At 56.1% G+C, this 19,701-nt stretch carries 20 protein-coding genes; 7 read left to right on the forward strand and 13 right to left on the reverse strand.

The features are described from left to right. The first annotated feature begins 15 nt into the window (after positions 1–15). Both cysG and KGP24_RS21660 read left to right on the forward strand, forming a co-directional pair. Positions 16–1,389, forward strand: a complete 1,374-nt coding sequence (cysG, locus tag KGP24_RS21655) for a siroheme synthase CysG (protein WP_223561748.1) — start codon at positions 16–18, stop codon at positions 1,387–1,389. Positions 1,390–1,532: 143 nt separating this feature from the next. Next, positions 1,533–1,703, forward strand: a complete 171-nt coding sequence (locus KGP24_RS21660) for a YhfL family protein (protein ID WP_008503029.1) — start codon at positions 1,533–1,535, stop codon at positions 1,701–1,703. 144 nt (positions 1,704–1,847) lie between these two features. On the opposite strand, the gene trpS is transcribed toward KGP24_RS21660, so the two are convergent. The 12 genes from trpS to KGP24_RS21720 all read right to left on the reverse strand — a co-directional run bounded on the left by trpS (position 1,848) and on the right by KGP24_RS21720 (position 11,813). Beyond that, positions 1,848–2,852 (reverse strand): tryptophan--tRNA ligase, encoded by a 1,005-nt coding sequence (gene trpS / locus KGP24_RS21665; RefSeq protein ID WP_223561749.1) that lies wholly within the window; start codon positions 2,850–2,852, stop codon positions 1,848–1,850. Then, the gene (gene gph / locus KGP24_RS21670; protein ID WP_024907924.1) at positions 2,845–3,606 is read right to left on the reverse strand and encodes a phosphoglycolate phosphatase; all 762 of its coding nucleotides are present in this window, start codon (positions 3,604–3,606) and stop codon (positions 2,845–2,847) included. Before gph ends, trpS begins: the two co-directional genes overlap by 8 nt. Further along, a complete protein-coding gene (gene rpe / locus KGP24_RS21675) occupies positions 3,599–4,276 on the reverse strand; it encodes a ribulose-phosphate 3-epimerase (RefSeq protein WP_223561750.1) in 678 nt (225 codons plus the stop codon). Before rpe ends, gph begins: the two co-directional genes overlap by 8 nt. 41 nt (positions 4,277–4,317) lie before the next feature. Beyond that, positions 4,318–5,130 (reverse strand): adenine-specific DNA-methyltransferase, encoded by an 813-nt coding sequence (dam, locus tag KGP24_RS21680; RefSeq protein ID WP_223561751.1) that lies wholly within the window; start codon positions 5,128–5,130, stop codon positions 4,318–4,320. Between the two features lie 67 nt (positions 5,131–5,197). After that, entirely contained in the window at positions 5,198–6,496 is a 1,299-nt protein-coding gene (gene damX, locus KGP24_RS21685; RefSeq protein ID WP_223561752.1) for a cell division protein DamX, read from the reverse strand. 92 nt (positions 6,497–6,588) lie between these two features. Further along, positions 6,589–7,677 (reverse strand): 3-dehydroquinate synthase, encoded by a 1,089-nt coding sequence (gene aroB / locus KGP24_RS21690; protein WP_223561753.1) that lies wholly within the window; start codon positions 7,675–7,677, stop codon positions 6,589–6,591. Between the two features lie 57 nt (positions 7,678–7,734). Continuing rightward, a complete protein-coding gene (aroK, locus tag KGP24_RS21695) occupies positions 7,735–8,256 on the reverse strand; it encodes a shikimate kinase AroK (RefSeq protein ID WP_003861630.1) in 522 nt (173 codons plus the stop codon). Between the two features lie 286 nt (positions 8,257–8,542). After that, positions 8,543–9,766 (reverse strand): DNA uptake porin HofQ, encoded by a 1,224-nt coding sequence (hofQ, locus tag KGP24_RS21700; protein WP_223563546.1) that lies wholly within the window; start codon positions 9,764–9,766, stop codon positions 8,543–8,545. Continuing rightward, positions 9,693–10,097, reverse strand: coding sequence for a HofP DNA utilization family protein (locus tag KGP24_RS21705; RefSeq protein WP_223561754.1), 405 nt, complete (start codon positions 10,095–10,097; stop codon positions 9,693–9,695). Before KGP24_RS21705 ends, hofQ begins: the two co-directional genes overlap by 74 nt. Beyond that, complete coding sequence (locus tag KGP24_RS21710; RefSeq protein WP_223561755.1) at positions 10,087–10,542, reverse strand: HofO; 456 nt, start codon at positions 10,540–10,542, stop codon at positions 10,087–10,089. The genes KGP24_RS21705 and KGP24_RS21710 overlap by 11 nt, the downstream gene beginning before the upstream one ends. A gap of 3 nt (positions 10,543–10,545) precedes the next feature. Further along, complete coding sequence (locus KGP24_RS21715) at positions 10,546–11,040, reverse strand: PilN domain-containing protein (RefSeq protein WP_223561756.1); 495 nt, start codon at positions 11,038–11,040, stop codon at positions 10,546–10,548. Continuing rightward, complete coding sequence (locus KGP24_RS21720) at positions 11,037–11,813, reverse strand: DNA utilization protein HofM (RefSeq protein WP_223561757.1); 777 nt, start codon at positions 11,811–11,813, stop codon at positions 11,037–11,039. Before KGP24_RS21720 ends, KGP24_RS21715 begins: the two co-directional genes overlap by 4 nt. Before the next feature lie 120 nt (positions 11,814–11,933). On the opposite strand from KGP24_RS21720, the gene mrcA reads away from it, so the two are divergent. Then, complete coding sequence (gene mrcA / locus KGP24_RS21725) at positions 11,934–14,486, forward strand: peptidoglycan glycosyltransferase/peptidoglycan DD-transpeptidase MrcA (RefSeq protein ID WP_223561758.1); 2,553 nt, start codon at positions 11,934–11,936, stop codon at positions 14,484–14,486. A gap of 79 nt (positions 14,487–14,565) precedes the next feature. On the opposite strand, the gene nudE is transcribed toward mrcA, so the two are convergent. Further along, positions 14,566–15,126, reverse strand: a complete 561-nt coding sequence (gene nudE, locus KGP24_RS21730; protein ID WP_223561759.1) for an ADP compounds hydrolase NudE — start codon at positions 15,124–15,126, stop codon at positions 14,566–14,568. Between the two features lie 324 nt (positions 15,127–15,450). Here nudE and KGP24_RS21735 point away from each other — a divergent pair, with 324 nt between their 5' ends. The 4 genes from KGP24_RS21735 (at position 15,451) to hslO (ending at position 19,637) form a co-directional block, all read left to right on the forward strand. Beyond that, a complete protein-coding gene (locus KGP24_RS21735) occupies positions 15,451–17,586 on the forward strand; it encodes an intracellular growth attenuator family protein (protein ID WP_223561760.1) in 2,136 nt (711 codons plus the stop codon). Positions 17,587–17,653: 67 nt separating this feature from the next. Beyond that, complete coding sequence (gene yrfG / locus KGP24_RS21740) at positions 17,654–18,337, forward strand: GMP/IMP nucleotidase (protein ID WP_223561761.1); 684 nt, start codon at positions 17,654–17,656, stop codon at positions 18,335–18,337. Continuing rightward, positions 18,334–18,735, forward strand: a complete 402-nt coding sequence (hslR, locus tag KGP24_RS21745) for a ribosome-associated heat shock protein Hsp15 (protein ID WP_223561762.1) — start codon at positions 18,334–18,336, stop codon at positions 18,733–18,735. The genes yrfG and hslR overlap by 4 nt, the downstream gene beginning before the upstream one ends. Before the next feature lie 17 nt (positions 18,736–18,752). Then, positions 18,753–19,637 (forward strand): Hsp33 family molecular chaperone HslO, encoded by an 885-nt coding sequence (gene hslO, locus KGP24_RS21750; protein ID WP_162269339.1) that lies wholly within the window; start codon positions 18,753–18,755, stop codon positions 19,635–19,637. The last annotated feature ends 64 nt before the right edge of the window (positions 19,638–19,701 follow it).

The following is a 19,701-nucleotide window of genomic DNA, read 5'->3' on the forward strand; positions in this document are numbered from 1 at the left end:
CTGCGAGGTAACGTCGTGGATCACCTGCCGATTTTTTGTCAATTACGCAACCGCGACTGCCTGCTCGTGGGCGGCGGCGACGTGGCCGAGCGCAAAGCGCGCCTGCTGTTAGAGGCTGGCGCCCGACTGACCGTCAACGCCCTCGCCTTCGCCCCACAGTTTGAGGTCTGGGCCCAGGAAGGGATGCTCGCGCTGGTGCAGGGAGAGTTTGATGAATCCCTGCTCGATACCTGCTGGCTGACGATTGCCGCAACGGACGACGATGAAGTGAACCAGCGCGTGAGCGACGCCTGCGAAGCGCGCCGTATCTTCTGTAACGTGGTGGATGCGCCGAAAGAGGCTAGTTTCATCATGCCGTCGATTATCGACCGCTCGCCGCTGATGATCGCGGTGTCGTCCGGAGGACGCTCGCCGGTTCTCGCCCGCCTGCTGCGGGAAAAGCTGGAAGCCGTGCTGCCCCAGCATCTTGGTCAGATTGCGCATTACGCCGGGCAACTCCGCTCCCGCGTGAAGCAAACCTTCTCGACCGTGGGCGAGCGTCGTCGCTTCTGGGAAAAATTCTTTGTGAACGACAGGCTGGCGCAGTCGCTGGCGAACCAGGACACCAAAGCCGTTGAAGAGACGACTGAACGGCTGCTGAGCGAGCCGCTGGATCATCGCGGCGAAGTGGTGCTGGTGGGCGCAGGCCCCGGCGATGCGGGCTTGCTGACGCTAAAAGGCCTGCAACAGATCCAGCAGGCCGATATCGTGGTTTACGATCGCCTTGTCTCCGATGACATCATGAACCTGGTACGCCGCGATGCCGATCGCGTCTTCGTTGGAAAGCGGGCGGGCTATCACTGCGTACCGCAGGAGGAGATTAACCAGATCCTGCTGCGCGAGGCGCAGAAAGGTAAACGCGTGGTGCGCCTTAAGGGTGGCGATCCGTTTATCTTTGGTCGCGGCGGCGAGGAGCTGGAAACCCTGTGTGATGCGGGCATTCCGTTCTCTGTCGTGCCCGGTATTACGGCAGCATCCGGTTGTTCAGCGTACTCTGGCATTCCGCTGACCCACCGCGACTATGCTCAGAGCGTGCGTCTGGTGACGGGGCACCTGAAAACCGGCAGCGAGCTGGACTGGCATAACCTGGCCGCCGAAAAGCAGACGCTGGTCTTCTACATGGGACTCAATCAGGCCGCCACGATTCAGGCGAAGCTGCTGGAGCACGGCATGGAAGCGGATATGCCCGTCGCGCTGGTCGAAAACGGCACCGCCATTACGCAGCGCGTGGTGGATGGCGTGCTAACGCAGTTAGGCGAGCTGGCGCAGCAGGTCGAAAGCCCGGCGCTGATTGTGGTGGGTCGCGTGGTTGAGCTGCGCGATAAGCTGAACTGGTTCTCAAGCCACTAACGCATATTATCCCTTCCTGGAGTAGTCCTTAAGCGGACTACTCCCCTCTTACGGCTACCGATAACATACCGCTCCGAAGTGGAACTTTTCCCATTATTCCATCGAGTTACATCCAATTTTCGTTTTAAAGACAAGGAATGCGTATGTTCAAACTGGCAAAGGCCGCCGTTCTGGTTGGCCTGTTATCGACTCTGACGGCCTGCACCGGTCACGTACAGAACACCAAAAATAATTGCAGCTACGATTACCTGCTGCACCCGGCGATCTCCATTTCGAAGATCATCGGTGGTTGCGGCCCGGCAGCACAGCAGTAAGCGTTTTTCAGGCGTAAAAAAACCGGGAATTTCCCGGTTTTTTGTTTTAGGGAAGTGCGGCCTGAAGCCCTCACCCTGATCCTCTCCCACAGGGAGAGGGTACAAACCCTAAAAACGGTAACGCCGTTACCGTTTTGCTTTTATCTACGGTTTCGCCACAAACCCAATCGCTTCATACACCGCTTTCAGGGTTTCGGACGCGCGCGCGCTGGCTTTTTCCGCGCCGTCTTTCATTACCTTCTGCAGGAAAGCTTCGTCGTTACGGTATCGGTGATAGCGCTCCTGCAGCTCGGTCAACATGCCGGAAACGGCATCTGCCACTTCACCTTTCAGGTGGCCGTACATCTTGCCTTCGAAGTGCTGCTCCAGCTCAGGAATGCTCTGGCCGGTCACGCCGGAGAGGATATCCAGAAGGTTGGAGACGCCCGCTTTGTTCTGCACGTCGTAGCGCACAACAGGCGGCTCGTCGGAGTCGGTGACCGCGCGCTTGAGCTTTTTGACGACGGATTTCGGATCTTCCAGCAGGCCGATAACGTTGTTGCGGTTATCGTCAGACTTGGACATCTTCTTGGTCGGCTCCAGCAGCGACATTACGCGCGCGCCAGATTTTGGAATAAACGGCTCTGGCACTTTGAACACATCGCCGTAAATCGCGTTAAAGCGCTGGGCGATATCGCGGCTCAGCTCCAGGTGCTGTTTCTGGTCTTCACCCACCGGCACCTGGTTGGTTTGATACAGCAGGATGTCCGCCGCCATCAGCACCGGATAGTCGAACAGACCGGCGTTGATGTTTTCAGAGTAGCGCGCGGATTTATCCTTGAACTGGGTCATGCGGCTCAGCTCGCCGAAATAGGTGTAGCAGTTCAGCGCCCAGCCCAGCTGCGCGTGCTCTGGCACGTGAGACTGAACGAAAATGGTGCTCTTCTCAGGATCGATGCCGCAGGCCAGGTACAGTGCCAGGGTGTCCAGGGTAGCTTTACGCAGCTTCTCAGGATCCTGACGCGCGGTAATCGCATGCAGATCGACGATGCAGTAAATGCAATGGTACTCATCCTGCATGCTGACCCACTGACGTAACGCACCCATGTAGTTACCAATGGTCAATTCACCTGAAGGCTGTGCGCCACTAAAAACGATGGGCTTAGTCATTATTCAATTCCTGATGTTCACTGTGCGAAAGCCCGAGTGCGGGCAACAAATCTTTGAAGTGGTCGAAGACCACATCCGGCTCACTTAGCGTGATGGCTTCACCATAGTTATAACCATAGGTTAATCCGACGGAAGGACATCCTGCCGCTCGGGCAGCCAGAATATCATTGCGCGAATCCCCGACAAAGAGAAGCTCCGCAGGCGTTAAGGATAATTTTCCTGCCACCAGCAACAGCGGTTCCGGATGTGGCTTTTTGTTCTGCACGTCATCGCCGCCCACAATCACGGAGAAATACTTCGCGATATCCAGCGCTTCCAGCAGAGGCGCAACGAACGGGGTTGGCTTGTTGGTCACCAGTCCCAGCGGGATACCCTTCGCGTGCAGCGCGCTCAGCGTTTCCTGAACGTCCGGGAACAGGAAACTGCCCTCCTCGACGGTCTCTTCATAAAAACGATCGAACAGTTTGCGCAGAATCCGCAGCTGCTCATCCTTAGGAATGTCAGCATGATCGACGCTCGGTTTACCCTGCGCGGAACGCTGCGACGCGCGCTCCTGGCGAGCCCAGGTCAGCGCGCGTTCCATCAGGACATCGGCACCGTTGCCAATCCACGTTACCACTCTCTCTTCACCCGCAACGGGGAGTTCAAGCGCGTACAGCGCCTGATCGACGGCGCTCGTTAAGCCCGGCGCGCTGTCGACCAGCGTACCGTCGAGGTCGAATGCCACACCCCGAATTGCCTGCAATTTATCCATGACTTACCTTCGCCAGCTCACGGCGCATTTCATCAATGACTTTTTTGTAATCCGGTTGGTCGAAAATTGCCGAACCTGCAACGAACATATCCGCGCCCGCTGCCGCAATTTCACCAATGTTATTCACCTTCACACCGCCGTCCACTTCCAGACGAATATCGTAACCTGACTCATCAATACGACGGCGCACTTCACGCAGCTTATCGAGCGTGTGGGGGATAAACGACTGACCGCCAAAGCCCGGGTTAACAGACATCAGCAGGATCACGTCCAGCTTGTCCATGACATAGTCGAGATAGCTCAACGGCGTGGCCGGGTTAAACACCAGGCCCGCCTTACAGCCGTTCTCTTTGATCAGCTGCAGCGTGCGGTCCACGTGTTCAGAGGCTTCCGGATGGAAAGTGATGATGCTGGCACCCGCTGCGGCGAAGTCTGGCACGATGCGATCAACAGGCTTCACCATCAGGTGAACGTCGATCGGCGCGGTAATGCCATACTTACGTAATGCCTTGAGCACCATTGGGCCAATGGTCAGGTTAGGGACGTAGTGGTTGTCCATAACGTCGAAATGGACAACATCTGCGCCAGCCGCGAGAGCTTTGGCGGTGTCTTCACCCAGGCGGGCAAAATCGGCCGACAGAATTGAGGGAGCAATCAAAAACTGTTTCATCCGCTTCTCCTTGAAATGTGTTTACCGGCGGGCAAAACGGCTCAGGGGCGATACAGAGCCAGAAGTTCGTCCACCTTTTTACGTGTGCCGCCGTTGCTGCTAATGCTACGCCGTACTTTGACCTGAAAATGCTTCGCGGCTTTGTACCATTCGCGCGTATCAGGCGTGTCGTGATTCGAAATTAACACCGGAATTCTTTTGCTGACCAGCTTTTCCGCCATCTCCGCCAGACGAGCCTGTTCGGCCGGGCTGAAGCTGTTGGTGTGATAAGCGGTGAAATTCGCCGTTGCAGACAATGGTGCGTAAGGGGGGTCACAGTAAACCACCGAGTTTACGCCTGCCAGTTCCATACACTCTTCATAGGAGAGGCAATGAAACTCTGCATTCTGCGCTTTTTCGGCAAAGTGATACAGCTCGTCCTGCGGGAAATACGGGCGCTTATAGCGACCAAACGGCACGTTAAATTCCCCGCGCAGGTTATAGCGGCACAGGCCGTTGTAACCATGACGGTTGAGATAGAGGAACAGCAGCGCCCGACGGAACGGATCCTGACTCTGATTAAACTCAGTGCGGAACTGGTAGTAAACTTCCGGCTGATTATTCTCCGGCGTAAACAGTTTGCGCGCCTCTGCGACATACTCTTCGGTACGCAGCTTAACGATGTTATAGAGGCTGATAAGGTCGTTGTTTATATCCGCCAGGATATAACGAGAAAAATCGGTGTTGAGAAACACCGATCCCGCACCCACGAAAGGCTCGATAAGACACTCGCCTTTTGGCAGGTGCTTTTTAATATCATCGAGCAGGGGGTATTTCCCCCCTGCCCATTTCAGAAAAGCGCGATTTTTTTTCATGCTGACTAACTGATTACACCTTCTCCGGCTGTGGAGAAAGCTCCGACAGCATCCTGCGCTTTAAACATTACTTCAGATCGGCCTGAACCTGATGAATCGGCTTCGCCCATGGGTTTTTCGCCTGAACATCAGCTGGCAGGGCCGCTACGGCACGTTTTGCTTCATCTTTGGACGAATAAACGCCGCTGACCAGCACATACCACGGTTGACCGTTACGGGTCGTCTGATAAACAACATAGTTTTTTAGATTTGATTTCTTCGCCCAGCTGTTGAGATTGTCATAGTTAGACGAACTGCTCAGCTGCAGCGTGTAGTTGCTGGATGGCGCAGACTTCAGCGAGCCAACATTACCTGCCGTTTTACCTGCCGCACTGCTGGAGGCTGTTGCCGTGGCTGCTGGAGCCGTTGCTGCTGGTGTAGCTGTGGCAGCCGGTGTCTTAGGCGCAGTCTGCGTAACTGGCGCTTTAGCAGTCTCGCTCACCGCAGCCGTTTCGGTGTGTTTCGGCTGTGCCGGTACGGCTTTCACTTCAGGCGCTTTGACTACTGCCTGAGGTTTGGTTTCACGCTTAGGCTCAATCACCGCCTGCTTACGTTCAGGACGCGTCGCAGTTTGCGTCTGGCGAGGTTTGGTTTCCGTCGCTGCCGTTTGTGGCTGAGCGTTACCACCGCGAATCGGGGCAACGGTTGCCGGCTCAGTTGGCAGCGTAGAGTTAACTACGACGTTATCAACCTGCTGCTGGTTTTGCGGCTGCGTTAGCGCATTGTTCAGGTCTCCCTGAACTTCTACGCGCTGCTGGCCTTCAGGCGTAGCAGGTGCCTGGCCCTGAGCAGGGGTTGAAGAAACGGGCGGCAGAGAAACATCCTGCGGCGCTGTGGTGTTACCTGCGGTCTGTTCTGCCGAAGTGGCACCCGGAGCTGGCTGTGCGCCATTCGCCTGATTGGTCGCATCGTTACCGGACAGGTTGATGCTCTTCTCAGCGGAAGCCGTTTGCTCGGTTGAGTTTGTTGACGGTGCTTTAAGCGCGGAGCCAATGCCGACAATCAGCAGCACAAGCACCAGAACGCCAAGGCCCATCATAATATACTGGCGGGAAGCCGGTTTTGGCGCCGCGGCTTTTTTACGTTTACGCGGGCGACGCTCTACAGGCTGTTCGTCCATTGAATCTTCTTCGGACTCATAATCCTCTTCTGCTCGCTCTTCGTGCGCGTTGCGGCTGCGCGAAGGGCGGCGATCGTCTGCATCCAGATCAACATCGTCAAAGTTGATCTGCGGCTCGTTATCACGTTCTGAAGATTGACGAGAACGACCAGTACGACGATCGCTGGGATCGGGTTTCAGCTCGTCTTCTGGTTTGAATTCATCCATTTAACACCCCACTCAAAGGCTTATGCTAACGACTTTGCATTTCACCTGAAGCTAAACGACCACCTGCAACAGTGGCCTGACCTTTCTAATTGTTACGCCTGCTGACAATCAGCGATAGCGCCAAGAACGACATCGTGCGGCACTCCGCCGCGCACTTCACTCTTCCCTATTGCAAGCGGGAGTACAAGACGCATCTCACCTGCCAATACTTTTTTATCGCGCATCATGTGGGGTAAATACGCTTGCGCCGACATCTGCTGCGGCCCAGTCACCGGCAAACCTGCACGTTCAAGCAGCGCAATGATACGTGCTGTCTCTTCCGGTTTGAACTGCCCGAGACGTTCAGAGGTGCGGGCTGCCATGACCATACCGGCCGCAACGGCTTCACCGTGCAGCCAGTTGCCGTAACCCATCTCGGCTTCAATGGCATGGCCAAACGTATGCCCAAGATTCAGTAAAGCACGTAAGCCCGTTTCACGCTCGTCTGCTGCAACAACTTCTGCTTTCAGTTCACAACAACGACGAATGCAGTATGCCAGTTTAGCCTCATCCAGGCACAGCAGCGCATCCATATTCTCTTCAAGCCAGCTAAAGAACTCGCCATCCAGAATAATGCCGTATTTGATCACTTCCGCCAGACCAGAAGCCAGTTCGCGCTTAGGCAGCGTTTTCAGACAGTCGAGATCCACCACCACCGATGCAGGCTGGTAGAACGCGCCAATCATGTTTTTGCCGAGCGGATGGTTGACTGCCGTTTTGCCGCCCACAGAGGAGTCGACCTGAGACAGCAACGTGGTCGGGATTTGAATAAAACGTACGCCACGTTGATAGCTTGCAGCCGCAAAGCCGGTCAGATCGCCCACAACACCGCCGCCCAGGGCAAGCAGTGTTGTATCGCGACCGTGCGGTTTTTGCAGCAATGCGGTAAAGACGGTATCCAGTACCGTCAGGCTTTTATACTGCTCGCCATCGGGGAGAATCACGCTGTCGACTTTTACGCCCGCCTGCTCAAGCAGGTGGCGTACGCGGTCGAGATAAAGCGGAGCCAGCGTCTCATTGGTGACCAGCATCGCCTGATCACCCGCTTTCAGTGGTAAAAAGGAAGCTGGGTCGTTAAACAAACCAGCCGCGATGGTGATAGGGTAACTACGTTCCCCGAGAGTAACTGTAATCCTCTCCATGACGCGACATCCACCTTTAATGCTTTTACCCGCAGGCGAGTGTATATAAAGCCAGAATCAGTTGCTTTCCAGCATATGAATAATCTGGTTTGCAACCACTTTAGCGCTCTGGTCGTCAGTGCGAATGGTCACATCGGCAATCTCTTCATACAGCGGATTGCGTTCATCGGCCAATGCTTCCAGAACTTCGCGTGGTGGCGTTTCAACCTGCAGCAGCGGGCGCTTTTTATCGCGCTGCGTACGTGCCAGCTGTTTCTCGATGGTCGTCTCAAGATAGACCACTACGCCACGGGCGGAGAGACGGTTACGGGTTTCGCGAGATTTCACAGAGCCGCCGCCTGTTGCCAGTACGATGCCCTGTTTTTCCGTGAGTTCGTTGATCACTTTTTCTTCTCGGTCACGGAAACCTTCTTCGCCTTCTACATCGAAAACCCAGCCCACATCAGCTCCGGTTCGTTTCTCAATCTCTTGATCAGAATCGTAAAATTCCATATTGAGTTGTTGAGCTAACTGACGCCCAATAGTGCTTTTGCCGGCACCCATAGGCCCAACCAGAAAGATATTGCGTTTCTCTGCCATTTTATCGGTACTACTAAGACTATTCGTTAATGGTAATCCCCGCTTCGCAGACACCCAGCGTAGCAGGACATGAACTGAAACCTCATATGCAATAGAGCGAGAGTCAGACTAAAAATTATCTCAATACTCCGGCTTGTTTGGCAACTGATTAAATCACCGCGCCGGGCGCATAAGGTAATAAGACGTAAGTCCAACTCAAATCGGTACTCCTTGTATGCTAATTCATGCCCCACGTCAAACATCTGCAACAAACTGAATGCAAAATCATTGCGGGGATCGTTACCCGTCAGCGAATGCCAACCAGACGCGGTGTAATAAACACCACTAACTCGCGCCGTTCATTATTCTTACCATCGTGGCGAAAAAGCTGCCCAAGCCAGGGGATTTTTCCCAGCCCCGGCACGCTGTCACTGCCGGTTTTGTTCTTCTGCGAAAAAATTCCGCCCAACGCCAGCGTTTCTCCACTTTTTACCTCCACCTGGGTTTCTATCTCCTGTTTGTCGATCGCCAGCGTTTCGCCGTCAGCCTGCTGCAGGACCTGTCCCGGCATATTTTCACTGATATGCAATTTCAGGCGCACGCGCCCCCCCGGTAATACCACCGGCGTGACCTCCATGCCTAATACCGCCTCCTTAAACTCAACTGAGGTCGCCCCGCTTTCACCGCTTGAGACCTGATACGGGATCTCACTCCCCTGCTTGATGCTGGCCGGTTGCATATGCGAGGCCAGCAGCCTCGGGCTGGCGATAATATCGACCTGCTGTTTTTGCTCCAGCGCAGAGAGTTCCAGATCCAGCAGCCGACCATTGATCCGTCCGATATTAAAACCCACGTGGCTGGTGGCACTGGCAACGGAAAGATCGCTGCCAAGCGTGGTGAGCTGTCCAACCTTGCCCGCGTCGGTGGCGTCGGCGAGATTCCACTTCACTCCCAGCTCACGCAGGCTTTTTTCATTAATGGTCACAATATGCGCCGCCAGCTCGACCTGTTCGACAGGAATATCCATCTGAGCGGCCCAGCGCAGCAGCGTCTCCACCACCGTCTGGTTATCCCGAATCAGCAGCCGGTTGGTGCGTTTGTCGAGAGATAAACTCCCCTTTGAACTCAGGAATTTTTCCGCGGCTTTTTGCAGCTCTCCGGCATCGGCATAGGAAAAAGCGATGCTGTGAGACACAAGCGGCGCATCAAGCTGTCGACGGGTCCGCTCCTGTTCCGATCGTTCCTGCTGTTCACGCTGCCAGGCCGCGGTATATACATAAAAAATGCCGCCCTCCTCGCGCAAAACGAGGCCGGCGCTGGCGACAACCGTCTGTAACGCTTGCCGCCAGGGGACGCGCGTCAGGTTGAGAGAAAGCGTGCCGCCGACATCAGGCGATATCACCAGATTTCGGTTCTCCTGTGCGACCAGGCTCTGCAGCAGCTGGGCTACAGGCACGTCATCTACTACCAGCGTGACCGGTTTTGGCGCGGCGGCCCACAGCGGATGACTGAACGCCAGCAGCCACAGCATTATCCGTAAATTCATTCTTATCCGTTCCTTCTCGTTGCCACGTCCATTTTTCTGGTTCGCATGTGTCACCCACATCAACAACCAGTTCCGTTTCATTGATGGCTGTTATCATCCAACCTGCCGGAAAGCGCTCACGCGTTTTCAGCCGGTACCAGCGCTTTTGCCCATCCTGTAAAATGCCGATAGTCTCCTGCCCACCCACCATGCCGCGATAGCGCCACTGCGCCAGCTCGCCAATGGCGCAAGGATCGTCCGGCGGACGAAACGGATCGCGCATGCCGGTCAATAGCAGCACTGAGCAAACCAGCAAAAATCGCGCGCTATTTCGCATGTTCCAGCTCCAGCTGCAGGCGTAATGCCGAACCTTCTGGCGAAATCGTGAAAGCGGCGATCTGCACATTCCGCTGCGCCATCCGGGAAAAAAGCGCCGGGAGAGCCTGCCACTCCATCTCCAGCATCAGTTCCCCTCCGTTCTGCAGCGGCTTCCAGTGAACCAGCGTCGCGCCATCGCCCTGAAAATCGAGCGGGTAAAATGGCGTCAGCTCACTTGCTTCCGTTGTTTTCGGTCGAAACGGCGCCTTTCTGACGACAGGCCATAACGCCGCGTTCGTCCTCGCGTCCTGAATCAGCTGGCGTTGTCGTTCAGCACACTGCCTTTCTAGCGGTCTGAGCAAGGTGCCCCACGCGGCCAGTCCTGCCAGGAGGCTCCCCAGACACCAGAAAAGCACCCGATACCAGGGACGGCTTTCGCACCAGCGTTCTAAAAGGATATCCATGCGTTATCCCTCGCTTTTAAGGTGGAGGGTGAACATCCAGCGCCCCTGGCTATCCTGCCGAAGCTCACCCGCCGTCCCGGGCGTGAAACCCGCTATTTGGCCAAGCGCATCGCGCAGAGCAGACAGGGCTGGCAGGGTTGTGGCATACCCGGTCAACGTCAGCGCAGGCGGCTGAGAGCGCAGTTCCGTCAGCCAGACCTGTGCAGGAATGGCGCGGGAAAGGGATTCCAGCACCGGTTGCCATGCGCGTCGTTGAAGGGTCTGCGCTGGCTTCTGCGCCTGTGAGGCGAGTTTCTGCCGGGAGAGAAGCCCATGCTGCACGGTCTGCATTCCCGTCAGTTCCGTTTGCAGCGCGTGCAGCACCGTAAGATGGTTCATCCGCAGACAGAAAATGACCACGAACATCAACAGCACGGTGCCGACACACATTGCGCTCCAGAAACGCAGGCATCGTGCGCGCCGCTGCTGTCGCCAGGGCAGAAAGTTCATGATGCTCATCCGGGCACCTCGCTCATGGCCAACGCCAGCGCAACGGTATAATCAGCGCCGCAGTCCGGTAGCGGGGCATGCCAGCGTTCCAGGATTTCCCACGGGTCACGTCGGCTATCAAACAGCGCGATGTCATCCGGACCAAGCGCCAGCAGCGCCGACAGTTCAGCCACGTTTTCGGCTTCTGTGGTAAAGCGGCGTCCCCACTGATGGCGCATCGCCCAAAGCCACTGCCGGTCGTCCCGCCAGGCGATGCACGTCGCTGGCGCCACCGCGGGAAGAAGATTCGCCAGCGCGCTGGCATCCGGAGTAATGGCCACCAGACGCAAACGCAGCGTTTTCGCCAGCGCGAGAAGGGCGTCTACCTCGTTGTTTTGCGCGGCAGTCACGTGAAAGGTATTGCTGAAGGTATCCTGTGCGTAATCGAAACAGAGCGTATCGGCAGACATCTCCAGTTCGCGCGCGAGCGCCGCGCCAAGCCATGAGAGCTGCTCGCTGTCGCGCAGCACAACGGTCGGGCGGGGGAGCGACCGTTGCAGGGTGCGTGCTGCCGGGAAAGAGAGGAACACCCGGTGGTAGTGCGGCAGCGTTTTACGCCAGTCGAGTAACGCATCAACCAGCTGTTCTGGCTGATAAATTTTGCCGTCACGAATGATGCCTTCGGCCAGAGGAATTGCCCACCAGTGGCGCAAGCACCAGCCGGACTTCTCCCGGGCCAGGGCGACGATCAACACCCTATCCTGTTGAATATGAACGCCCGTTTGCCATGTTTTGAAAGCCATGCTTCACGATCTCCTTATCGCCCGTCATCTTGACGGCTATATCAATGAATCAGGCTTGCCTTTATACTACCGCGCGATTGTTTAGAAACTGCCCAAGTGAAACCAAATGGGAAATCTCCGGTGAAGTTCGTAAAGTATTTATTCATCCTTGCAGTCTGTTGCATTCTGCTGGGAGCAGGCTCGATTTACGGTTTGTACAAATATATTGAGCCACAGCTACCTGATGTCGCCACGCTTCGCGATGTGCGACTCCAGATCCCGATGCAAGTCTATAGCGCCGATGGCGAGCTAATGGCGCAGTATGGCGAGAAGCGTCGTATTCCGCTGACCTTAAACCAAATTCCACCCGTGATGGTAAAAGCCTTTATCGCCACGGAGGACAGCCGTTTTTACGAGCACCATGGTGTCGATCCGGTGGGGATTTTCCGTGCCGCGAGCATTGCGTTGTTCTCTGGTCACGCCTCCCAGGGGGCGAGTACCATTACGCAACAGCTGGCGCGTAACTTCTTCCTCAGCCCGGAAAAGACGCTGATACGTAAGATCAAAGAGGTGTTCCTTGCTATCCGTATTGAGCAGCTGCTGAGCAAAGACGAAATTCTTGAGCTGTATCTCAACAAAATCTACCTGGGCTACCGCGCCTATGGCGTGGGGGCTGCCGCGCAGGTGTACTTCGGTAAGCCTGTTGAGCAACTCACCTTAAGCGAAATGGCAACCATTGCCGGTCTGCCGAAAGCGCCGTCCACCTTTAACCCGCTTTACTCGCTCGATCGCGCCACCGCACGTCGTAACGTCGTCCTGTCACGTATGCTGAGCGAAGGCTATATCAGCCAAAGCGAGTACGAGCAGGCGCGTAACGATATTATCGACGCTAACTACCATGCCCCTGAGATCGCCTTCGCGTCTCCTTACCTGACGGAAATGGTTCGCCAGGAGATGGTGAATCGTTATGGTGACAAGGCCTATGAAGATGGCTATCGCGTGTACACCACCGTCACCCGCAAAGTCCAGCAGGCGGCTCAGCAAGCGGTGCGGAATAACGTGATGGACTACGATATGCGTCACGGCTATCGCGGCCCGTCAAACGTGCTCTGGAAAGTGGGCGAAAGCGCGTGGGATAGCAAAAAAATCACCAGTACGCTGAAGGCGCTGCCAACCTATGGTCCGCTCCTTCCTGCCGTGGTAACGCAGGCCGATCCTCAGGAGGCCGTTGCGACGCTCGCGGACGGCACCTCCGTTTCCCTGCGTATGGACGGTATCCGCTGGGCGCGTCCTTACCGCTCGGATACGCTGCAGGGCGCAACGCCGCGTAAAGTGACCGATGCAGTCCAGACCGGACAGCAAATCTGGGTGCGCAAGGTAGGCGAAGCCTGGTGGCTGGCGCAGGTGCCGGACGTCAACTCGGCCCTGGTCTCTATCAATCCACAGAACGGTGCCATCCTGGCCCTGGTCGGCGGGTTTGATTTCAACCAGAGCAAATTTAACCGCGCCACCCAGGCGCTGCGTCAGGTCGGTTCCAATATCAAACCGTTCCTCTACACGGCCGCGATGGATAAAGGCTTGACCCTCGCCAGCATCCTTAACGACGTGCCAATCTCCCGCTGGGATGCCGGGGCGGGTTCCGACTGGCAGCCGAAGAACTCCCCTGCGGAGTATGCCGGCCCTATACGCCTCCGTCAGGGCCTGGGACAGTCTAAAAACGTGGTGATGGTGCGCGCCATGCGCGCGATGGGCGTCGACTATGCCGCAGAGTATCTGCAGCGCTTCGGTTTCCCGGCGCAGAACATCGTTCGCACCGAGTCACTGGCGTTAGGCTCCGCCTCCTTTACTCCGCTTCAGGTCGCACGCGGATACTCGGTGATGGCCAACGGTGGCTTCCTGATTGACCCGTACTTCATCAGCAAGATTGAAAACGATCAGGGCGGCGTACTGTTCGAAGCGAAGCCGAAAATTGCCTGTCCTGACTGCGATATTCCGGTCATTTATGGCAATACGCCGAAATCCGAGGTGCTTGAGAATAAGGACATGGAAGACCCTGCCGTGTCGCAGGAGCAGCAGAACGGTGTGGTGCCGCAGCCGCAGCTCGAGCAGGCGAACCAGGCGCTGGTGGCGCAGACCGGTGCGCCAGAGTATGCCCCGCATGTGATCAACACGCCGCTGTCGTTCCTGATCAAAAGCGCGCTGAACACTAACATCTTCGGTGAACCGGGCTGGCAGGGTACAGGCTGGCGTGCAGGGCGTGATTTGCAGCGACATGATATCGGCGGTAAAACGGGGACAACCAACAGCTCGAAAGATGCGTGGTTCTCCGGCTACGGTCCGGGCGTGGTGACATCGGTCTGGATCGGCTTCGACGATCACCGCCGTGATTTAGGCCGTACAACGGCGTCTGGTGCGATTAAGGATCAAATTTCCGGCTACGAAGGCGGCGCGAAAAGCGCGCAGCCGGCCTGGGACGCCTACATGAAATCCGTTCTTGAAGGCGTACCGGAGCAGCCGCTGACGCCGCCACCAGGCGTGGTGACGGTCAATATCGACCGCAGCACGGGTCAGCTCGCTAACGGCGGTAATAGTCGCGAAGAGTATTTCATCGAAGGTACGCAGCCAACCACACAGGCTGTGCATGAGGTGGGTACCGAGATTATTGATAACGGCGAAACGCACGAGCTGTTTTAAGCATAAAAATGCCCGGTAAAAACCGGGCAAAGAATTCCAGGCCGGGTAAGGCGAAGCCGCCACCCGGCTTTTTTATGGCCTACAGTCGCCCCTGCCCCTTCAACCACTCCCGTACCAGGAACAGCGCGCTCACGTTGCGAGCCTCGTTAAAGTCCGGGTCTTCCAGCAGATCCATCAGATGCGCCAGCGGCCAGCGCACCTGCGGCAGCGGCTCCGGCTCATCCCCTTCGAGCGATTCAGGATAGAGATCTTCGGCCACCACAATATTCATTTTGCTGGAAAAATAGGACGGTGCCATACTCAACTTTTTCAGGAATAAAAGCTCATTCGCCCCGAACCCCACCTCTTCTTTCAGCTCGCGGTTTGCTGCTTCAAAGACGGTTTCACCCGGGTCGATAAGCCCTTTCGAGAACCCAAGCTCGTAAGATTCCGTTCCCACAGCGTATTCGCGGATCAAAATCAGATGATCGTCGACAATAGGAATAATCATCACCGCTTCGCGCGAAGAAGGGCGCATACGTTCATAAACGCGACGCACACCGTTGCTGAACTCCAGGTCCACACTTTCGATATTAAACAGGCGCGATTTGGCGACAGTTTCAACATTCAGAATGGTGGGTTTTTGTAGTGGTTTGCTCATCGTGATGGGTCTTAGCAGTGAGAACAGGCGTTATTGTGCGATATGCCGCACGGTTTCGGCAATGTCAATCGCTCTTTATTTACATTTATGCAACGTAGCAGGGATCAATCCTCATTTCAAAACAAATGTCAAGAGGTTGAAATGTTTCCAGGAATTTGCTGATATCGCGCCATAACAGGCTTTGCTATCATCACCGATCACTGGGATGCGCTTCAGAATGCTCAAGTTCGACTCCATACTTGCCGATAGCCAGCCACAGACTCTCATTCAATGTAAAGGTGCTACTGACTACACCTGTAAGAAGATAAGTAAGATGGGGAAAGCATGAGCACCATTTTGATTGTTCTCGCTGCTATGCTGGCCGGCGCGTCGGTTGCAGGGTGGTTGTACAGGCGCCGTGCACAGCGCCGTTATCGCCTGCCCTTTTTAAATGCATTTGCGGGTGCAAGCACGCGTAAACTCACGCAAGACGAACGCGATGCGGTTGAAAACTATCTCGAAATCCTGAACCGTACTCAGTTAACGCCTGCGCCAACGGGAGCCACCGCTGCGCCCGTCGCGCTCAAGCTTAATGCGCAAAGTGACACCGTGCTCTGCGTGACGCGCTCCATCACGCGCTACGGCATCACCACTGATGACCCCAACAAATGGCGCTATTATCTTGATTCAGTAGAAGTGCATCTGCCCCCGTCCTGGGAGCAATACATTAATGACGAAAACAGCGTTGAGCTGATTCACACCGATTCGTTGCCCCTGGTTATCTCGCTTAACGGCCATACGCTGAATGAATATCTTCAGGAAGCCCCGCGTTTTGCGCTGGAGCGCGCGAGTTCAACGCAGGCTTCCATCCGTGGCGAAGAGACAGAGCAGATCGAACTGCTGAACATTCGCCAGGAGACGCATGAAGAGTACGCCCTGAGCCGCCCGGACGGCATCCGTGAAGCCATTCTGATCGTTGCTGCCTTCCTGCTCTTTTTTATCTGCCTGCTCACGCCGGATGTGTTTGTCCCCTGGCTGGCTGGCGGCGCGGTGCTGCTGCTGGCCGGCGGGCTTTGGGGTCTCTTTGCCCCACCGGCCAAAACCTCGTTGCGAGAGATCCACTGCCTGCGCGGTACGCCAAAGCGCTGGGGCCTGTTCGGTGAAAACGATCAGGAACATCTCAACAATATCTCGCTCGGTATTATCGACCTGATCTACCCGCGTCACTGGCAGCCGTGGATCGCGCAGGACTTAGGGCAGAAAACCGATATTGATATCTACCTTGACCGCCACGTTGTGCGTCAGGGGCGCTTCCTGTCTCTGCATGATGAAGTGAAAAATTTCCCGCTTCAGCACTGGCTGCGCAGCGCGGTCATTGCCGGCGGCGCCGCGCTGGTCTTAGCCATGCTGCTGCTTTTCGTGCCGCTGGATATGCCCATTAAATTCACCCTGTCGTGGATCAAAGGCGCACAAACCATTGAAGCGACCAGCGTCAACAAACTGGATGAAGCCGGTGTACGCGTGGGAGACACGCTGCGCCTGAAGGGTACCGGGATGTGTAATATTCATACCCCGGGGGCGTGGAATACGCGTCAGAGCTCGCCGTTCATGCCGTTCGATTGTTCGCAAATTATCTGGAACGACGCGCCGCCGCTGCCGCTGCCGGAATCCGAAGTGGTGAATAAAGCCACGGCTCTCACCCAGACGGTTAACCGCCAGCTGCACCCAAAACCGGACGATGATTCGCGCGTCAGCCCTGCGCTGCGCTCGGCCATTCAGAAATCAGGCATGGTTCTGCTGGATGATTTTGGTGACATCGTCCTGAAAACGCAGGATTTATGCTCCTCTCAGGATGAGTGCATACGTCTTAAAAACGCCCTGGTAAACCTGGGGAACAGTAAAGACTGGGACTCGCTGGTGAAACGCGCCGAAGCGGGACGACTGGACGGCGTTAACGTGCTGCTGCGTCCGGTTAGCGCTGAATCGCTGGATAACCTGGTCGCCACCTCGACCTCGCCGTTCATGATGCGCGAGACTACCCGTGCGGCTCAGGCGCTGAACAGCCCGGCGCCGGGCGGCTTTGTGATTGCAAGCGATGAAGGCAGCGACCTGGTCGATCAGCCCTACCCGCAGGTTGCGCTTTATGACTACCCGGCGCAGGAGCAGTGGAGCCAGTTCCAGCGCCTGGCGCAGATGCTGATGCAAACGCCGTTCAGCGCCGAAGGGATTGTCACGAGTATTTATACCGATGCCAACGGCACTCGCCATATCGGCCTGCACCGGATGCCGGACAGCGCAGGTTTGTGGCGTTACATCGGCACCTCTCTGCTGATGACCGCGATGCTGATCGCCATTTTCTGGAACGGCTTTATGGCCCTGCGCCGCTACCAGCGCTCGCGAACCCGGCTTGCCGACATCCAGCAGTATTATGAAAACTGCCTCAATCCTAAGCTGATCCCCTCGTCTGAGAGCCTGATCTGATAACGTCGTTGCGCGACAAGATGTGCTACCCTGTCGCGCACGTTTCTTCTGGCTGGAGTTCCCCCTAATGCATCTTGATATCGCCTGGCAGGAGGTAGATACCGTTCTGCTGGATATGGACGGCACGCTGCTCGATCTCGCCTTTGATAACTATTTCTGGCAAACGCTGGTTCCTGAAACCTATGGCGAGCAGCAGGGGATCTCCCCGGCAGAAGCGCAGGCATTCATTCGTTCGCAATATAGCGCGGTACAACATACGCTAAACTGGTACTGTCTTGACTACTGGAGCGAACGCCTCGGTTTGGATATTTGTGCCATGACCACCGCCCAGGGCCCACGCGCCGTTCTGCGCGAGGATACCGTGCCCTTCCTGGATGCGCTGAAAGCAAGCGGCAAGCGCCGTATTTTGCTGACCAACGCGCACCCACACAATCTGGCGGTGAAGCTGGAACATACGGGTCTGGCATCGCACCTTGATTTATTACTTTCCACCCACACATTTGGTTATCCGAAAGAGGATCAGCGGTTGTGGCACGCGGTGAAGGAAGAGACGGGTTTGCAGCCAGAACGTACGTTGTTCATTGATGACAGCGAGCCCATTCTGGATTCTGCGGCAAGGTTTGGCATTCGCTACTGTCTGGGCGTTACCAATCCTGACTCTGGCCTGGCTGAAAAAAGCTATCAGCGCCACCCTGGACTGAACGACTACCGCCAGATGATCCCCTCACTGACCGTGAAGGAGACGCCATGAAAGAAAAACCCGCTGACGGGGTAAGACTGGATAAATGGCTGTGGGCGGCGCGTTTTTATAAAACACGCGCCCTTGCCCGAGAGATGGTTGATGGCGGAAAAGTGCATTACAACGGCCAGCGCAGCAAACCGAGCAAGCTGGTTGAACTGAATGCCACCTTAACGCTGCGTCAGGGCAACGATGAACGTACTGTGGTGATTAAAGCTATTACCGAACAGCGTCGACCCGCAGCGGAAGCTGTACTGCTTTATGAAGAGACGGCGGAGAGCGTTGAAAAGCGCGAGAAGACCGCGCTGGCGCGCAAAATGAACGCGCTGACGATGCCTCATCCGGACCGGCGACCGGATAAAAAAGAGCGCCGCGATCTGATGAAATTTAAACACGGTGAGACTGATTAACCTCACCCGCACGAGAGATGAAAATGGCCCAACACGACCAATTACACCGCTATCTGTTTGAACAATTCGCCGTGCGCGGCGAGCTGGTCACCGTATCCGAAACCTGGAAACAGATTCTGGAAAACCACAACTACCCGCTGCCGGTGAAAACCCTGTTGGGCGAACTGCTGGTTGCCACCAGCCTGCTGACAGCGACGCTGAAGTTTGCCGGTGATATTACCGTGCAGCTGCAGGGTGACGGCCCGATGACGCTGGCGGTTATCAACGGCAATAACCAACAGCAGATGCGCGGCGTGGCGCGCGTTCAGGGCGACGTGCCTGAAAATGCAGATCTCAAAACGCTGGTAGGTAATGGCTACCTGGTGATCACCATCTCCCCTGAGGAAGGCGAGCGCTATCAGGGCGTGGTGGGTCTGGAAGGCGATACCCTGGCTGCCTGCCTGGAAGATTACTTCATGCGCTCAGAACAGCTGCCGACGCGTCTCTTCATCCGCACCGGTGAAGTGGACGGTCAGCCTGCTGCGGGCGGTATGCTGCTACAGGTTCTGCCTGCGCAGGACGCACAGACCAATGACTTTGAGCACCTGGCGACGCTGACCGAAACCATCAAAGCGGAAGAGCTGTTCAACCTGTCAGCGACCGACGTGCTGTGGCGTCTGTACCACGAAGAAGAAGTGACGGTCTACGACCCGCAGGCGGTGGAATTTAAGTGCACCTGCTCCCGCGAGCGCTGCGCTGGCGCGCTGAAAACCCTGCCGGATGAAGAGATCGACAGCATCATGGCGGAAGACGGTGAAATTGATATGCACTGTGACTACTGCGGTACGCACTACGTGTTCAATTCGATGGATATCGCTGAGATCCGCAACAACGCCTCCCCGGCGGATCCGCAGGTTCACTAATCCCGTCTTACCGTTACCCTTATCCAGTTCCCTCTCCCTCCAGGAGAGGGTTAGGGAGAGGGTA

This window comes from Enterobacter sp. JBIWA008 (assembly GCF_019968765.1).
Taxonomy (GTDB): domain Bacteria; phylum Pseudomonadota; class Gammaproteobacteria; order Enterobacterales; family Enterobacteriaceae; genus Enterobacter.

What these genes read in the sequence shown, in the direction of transcription:
- KGP24_RS21660 (WP_008503029.1), top strand. Translation starts at nt 1,533, where the DNA reads ATGTTCAAACTGGCAAAGGCCGCCGTTCTGGTTGGCCTGTTATCGACT.
- trpS (WP_223561749.1), bottom strand. Translation starts at nt 2,852, where the DNA reads ATGACTAAGCCCATCGTTTTTAGTGGCGCACAGCCTTCAGGTGAATTG.
- gph (WP_024907924.1), bottom strand. Translation starts at nt 3,606, where the DNA reads ATGGATAAATTGCAGGCAATTCGGGGTGTGGCATTCGACCTCGACGGT.
- rpe (WP_223561750.1), bottom strand. Translation starts at nt 4,276, where the DNA reads ATGAAACAGTTTTTGATTGCTCCCTCAATTCTGTCGGCCGATTTTGCC.
- dam (WP_223561751.1), bottom strand. Translation starts at nt 5,130, where the DNA reads ATGAAAAAAAATCGCGCTTTTCTGAAATGGGCAGGGGGGAAATACCCC.
- damX (WP_223561752.1), bottom strand. Translation starts at nt 6,496, where the DNA reads ATGGATGAATTCAAACCAGAAGACGAGCTGAAACCCGATCCCAGCGAT.
- aroB (WP_223561753.1), bottom strand. Translation starts at nt 7,677, where the DNA reads ATGGAGAGGATTACAGTTACTCTCGGGGAACGTAGTTACCCTATCACC.
- aroK (WP_003861630.1), bottom strand. Translation starts at nt 8,256, where the DNA reads ATGGCAGAGAAACGCAATATCTTTCTGGTTGGGCCTATGGGTGCCGGC.
- hofQ (WP_223563546.1), bottom strand. Translation starts at nt 9,766, where the DNA reads ATGCTGTGGCTGCTGGCGTTCAGTCATCCGCTGTGGGCCGCCGCGCCA.
- KGP24_RS21705 (WP_223561754.1), bottom strand. Translation starts at nt 10,097, where the DNA reads ATGCGAAATAGCGCGCGATTTTTGCTGGTTTGCTCAGTGCTGCTATTG.
- KGP24_RS21710 (WP_223561755.1), bottom strand. Translation starts at nt 10,542, where the DNA reads ATGGATATCCTTTTAGAACGCTGGTGCGAAAGCCGTCCCTGGTATCGG.
- KGP24_RS21715 (WP_223561756.1), bottom strand. Translation starts at nt 11,040, where the DNA reads ATGAGCATCATGAACTTTCTGCCCTGGCGACAGCAGCGGCGCGCACGA.
- KGP24_RS21720 (WP_223561757.1), bottom strand. Translation starts at nt 11,813, where the DNA reads ATGGCTTTCAAAACATGGCAAACGGGCGTTCATATTCAACAGGATAGG.
- nudE (WP_223561759.1), bottom strand. Translation starts at nt 15,126, where the DNA reads ATGAGCAAACCACTACAAAAACCCACCATTCTGAATGTTGAAACTGTC.
- KGP24_RS21735 (WP_223561760.1), top strand. Translation starts at nt 15,451, where the DNA reads ATGAGCACCATTTTGATTGTTCTCGCTGCTATGCTGGCCGGCGCGTCG.
- yrfG (WP_223561761.1), top strand. Translation starts at nt 17,654, where the DNA reads ATGCATCTTGATATCGCCTGGCAGGAGGTAGATACCGTTCTGCTGGAT.
- hslR (WP_223561762.1), top strand. Translation starts at nt 18,334, where the DNA reads ATGAAAGAAAAACCCGCTGACGGGGTAAGACTGGATAAATGGCTGTGG.
- hslO (WP_162269339.1), top strand. Translation starts at nt 18,753, where the DNA reads ATGAAAATGGCCCAACACGACCAATTACACCGCTATCTGTTTGAACAA.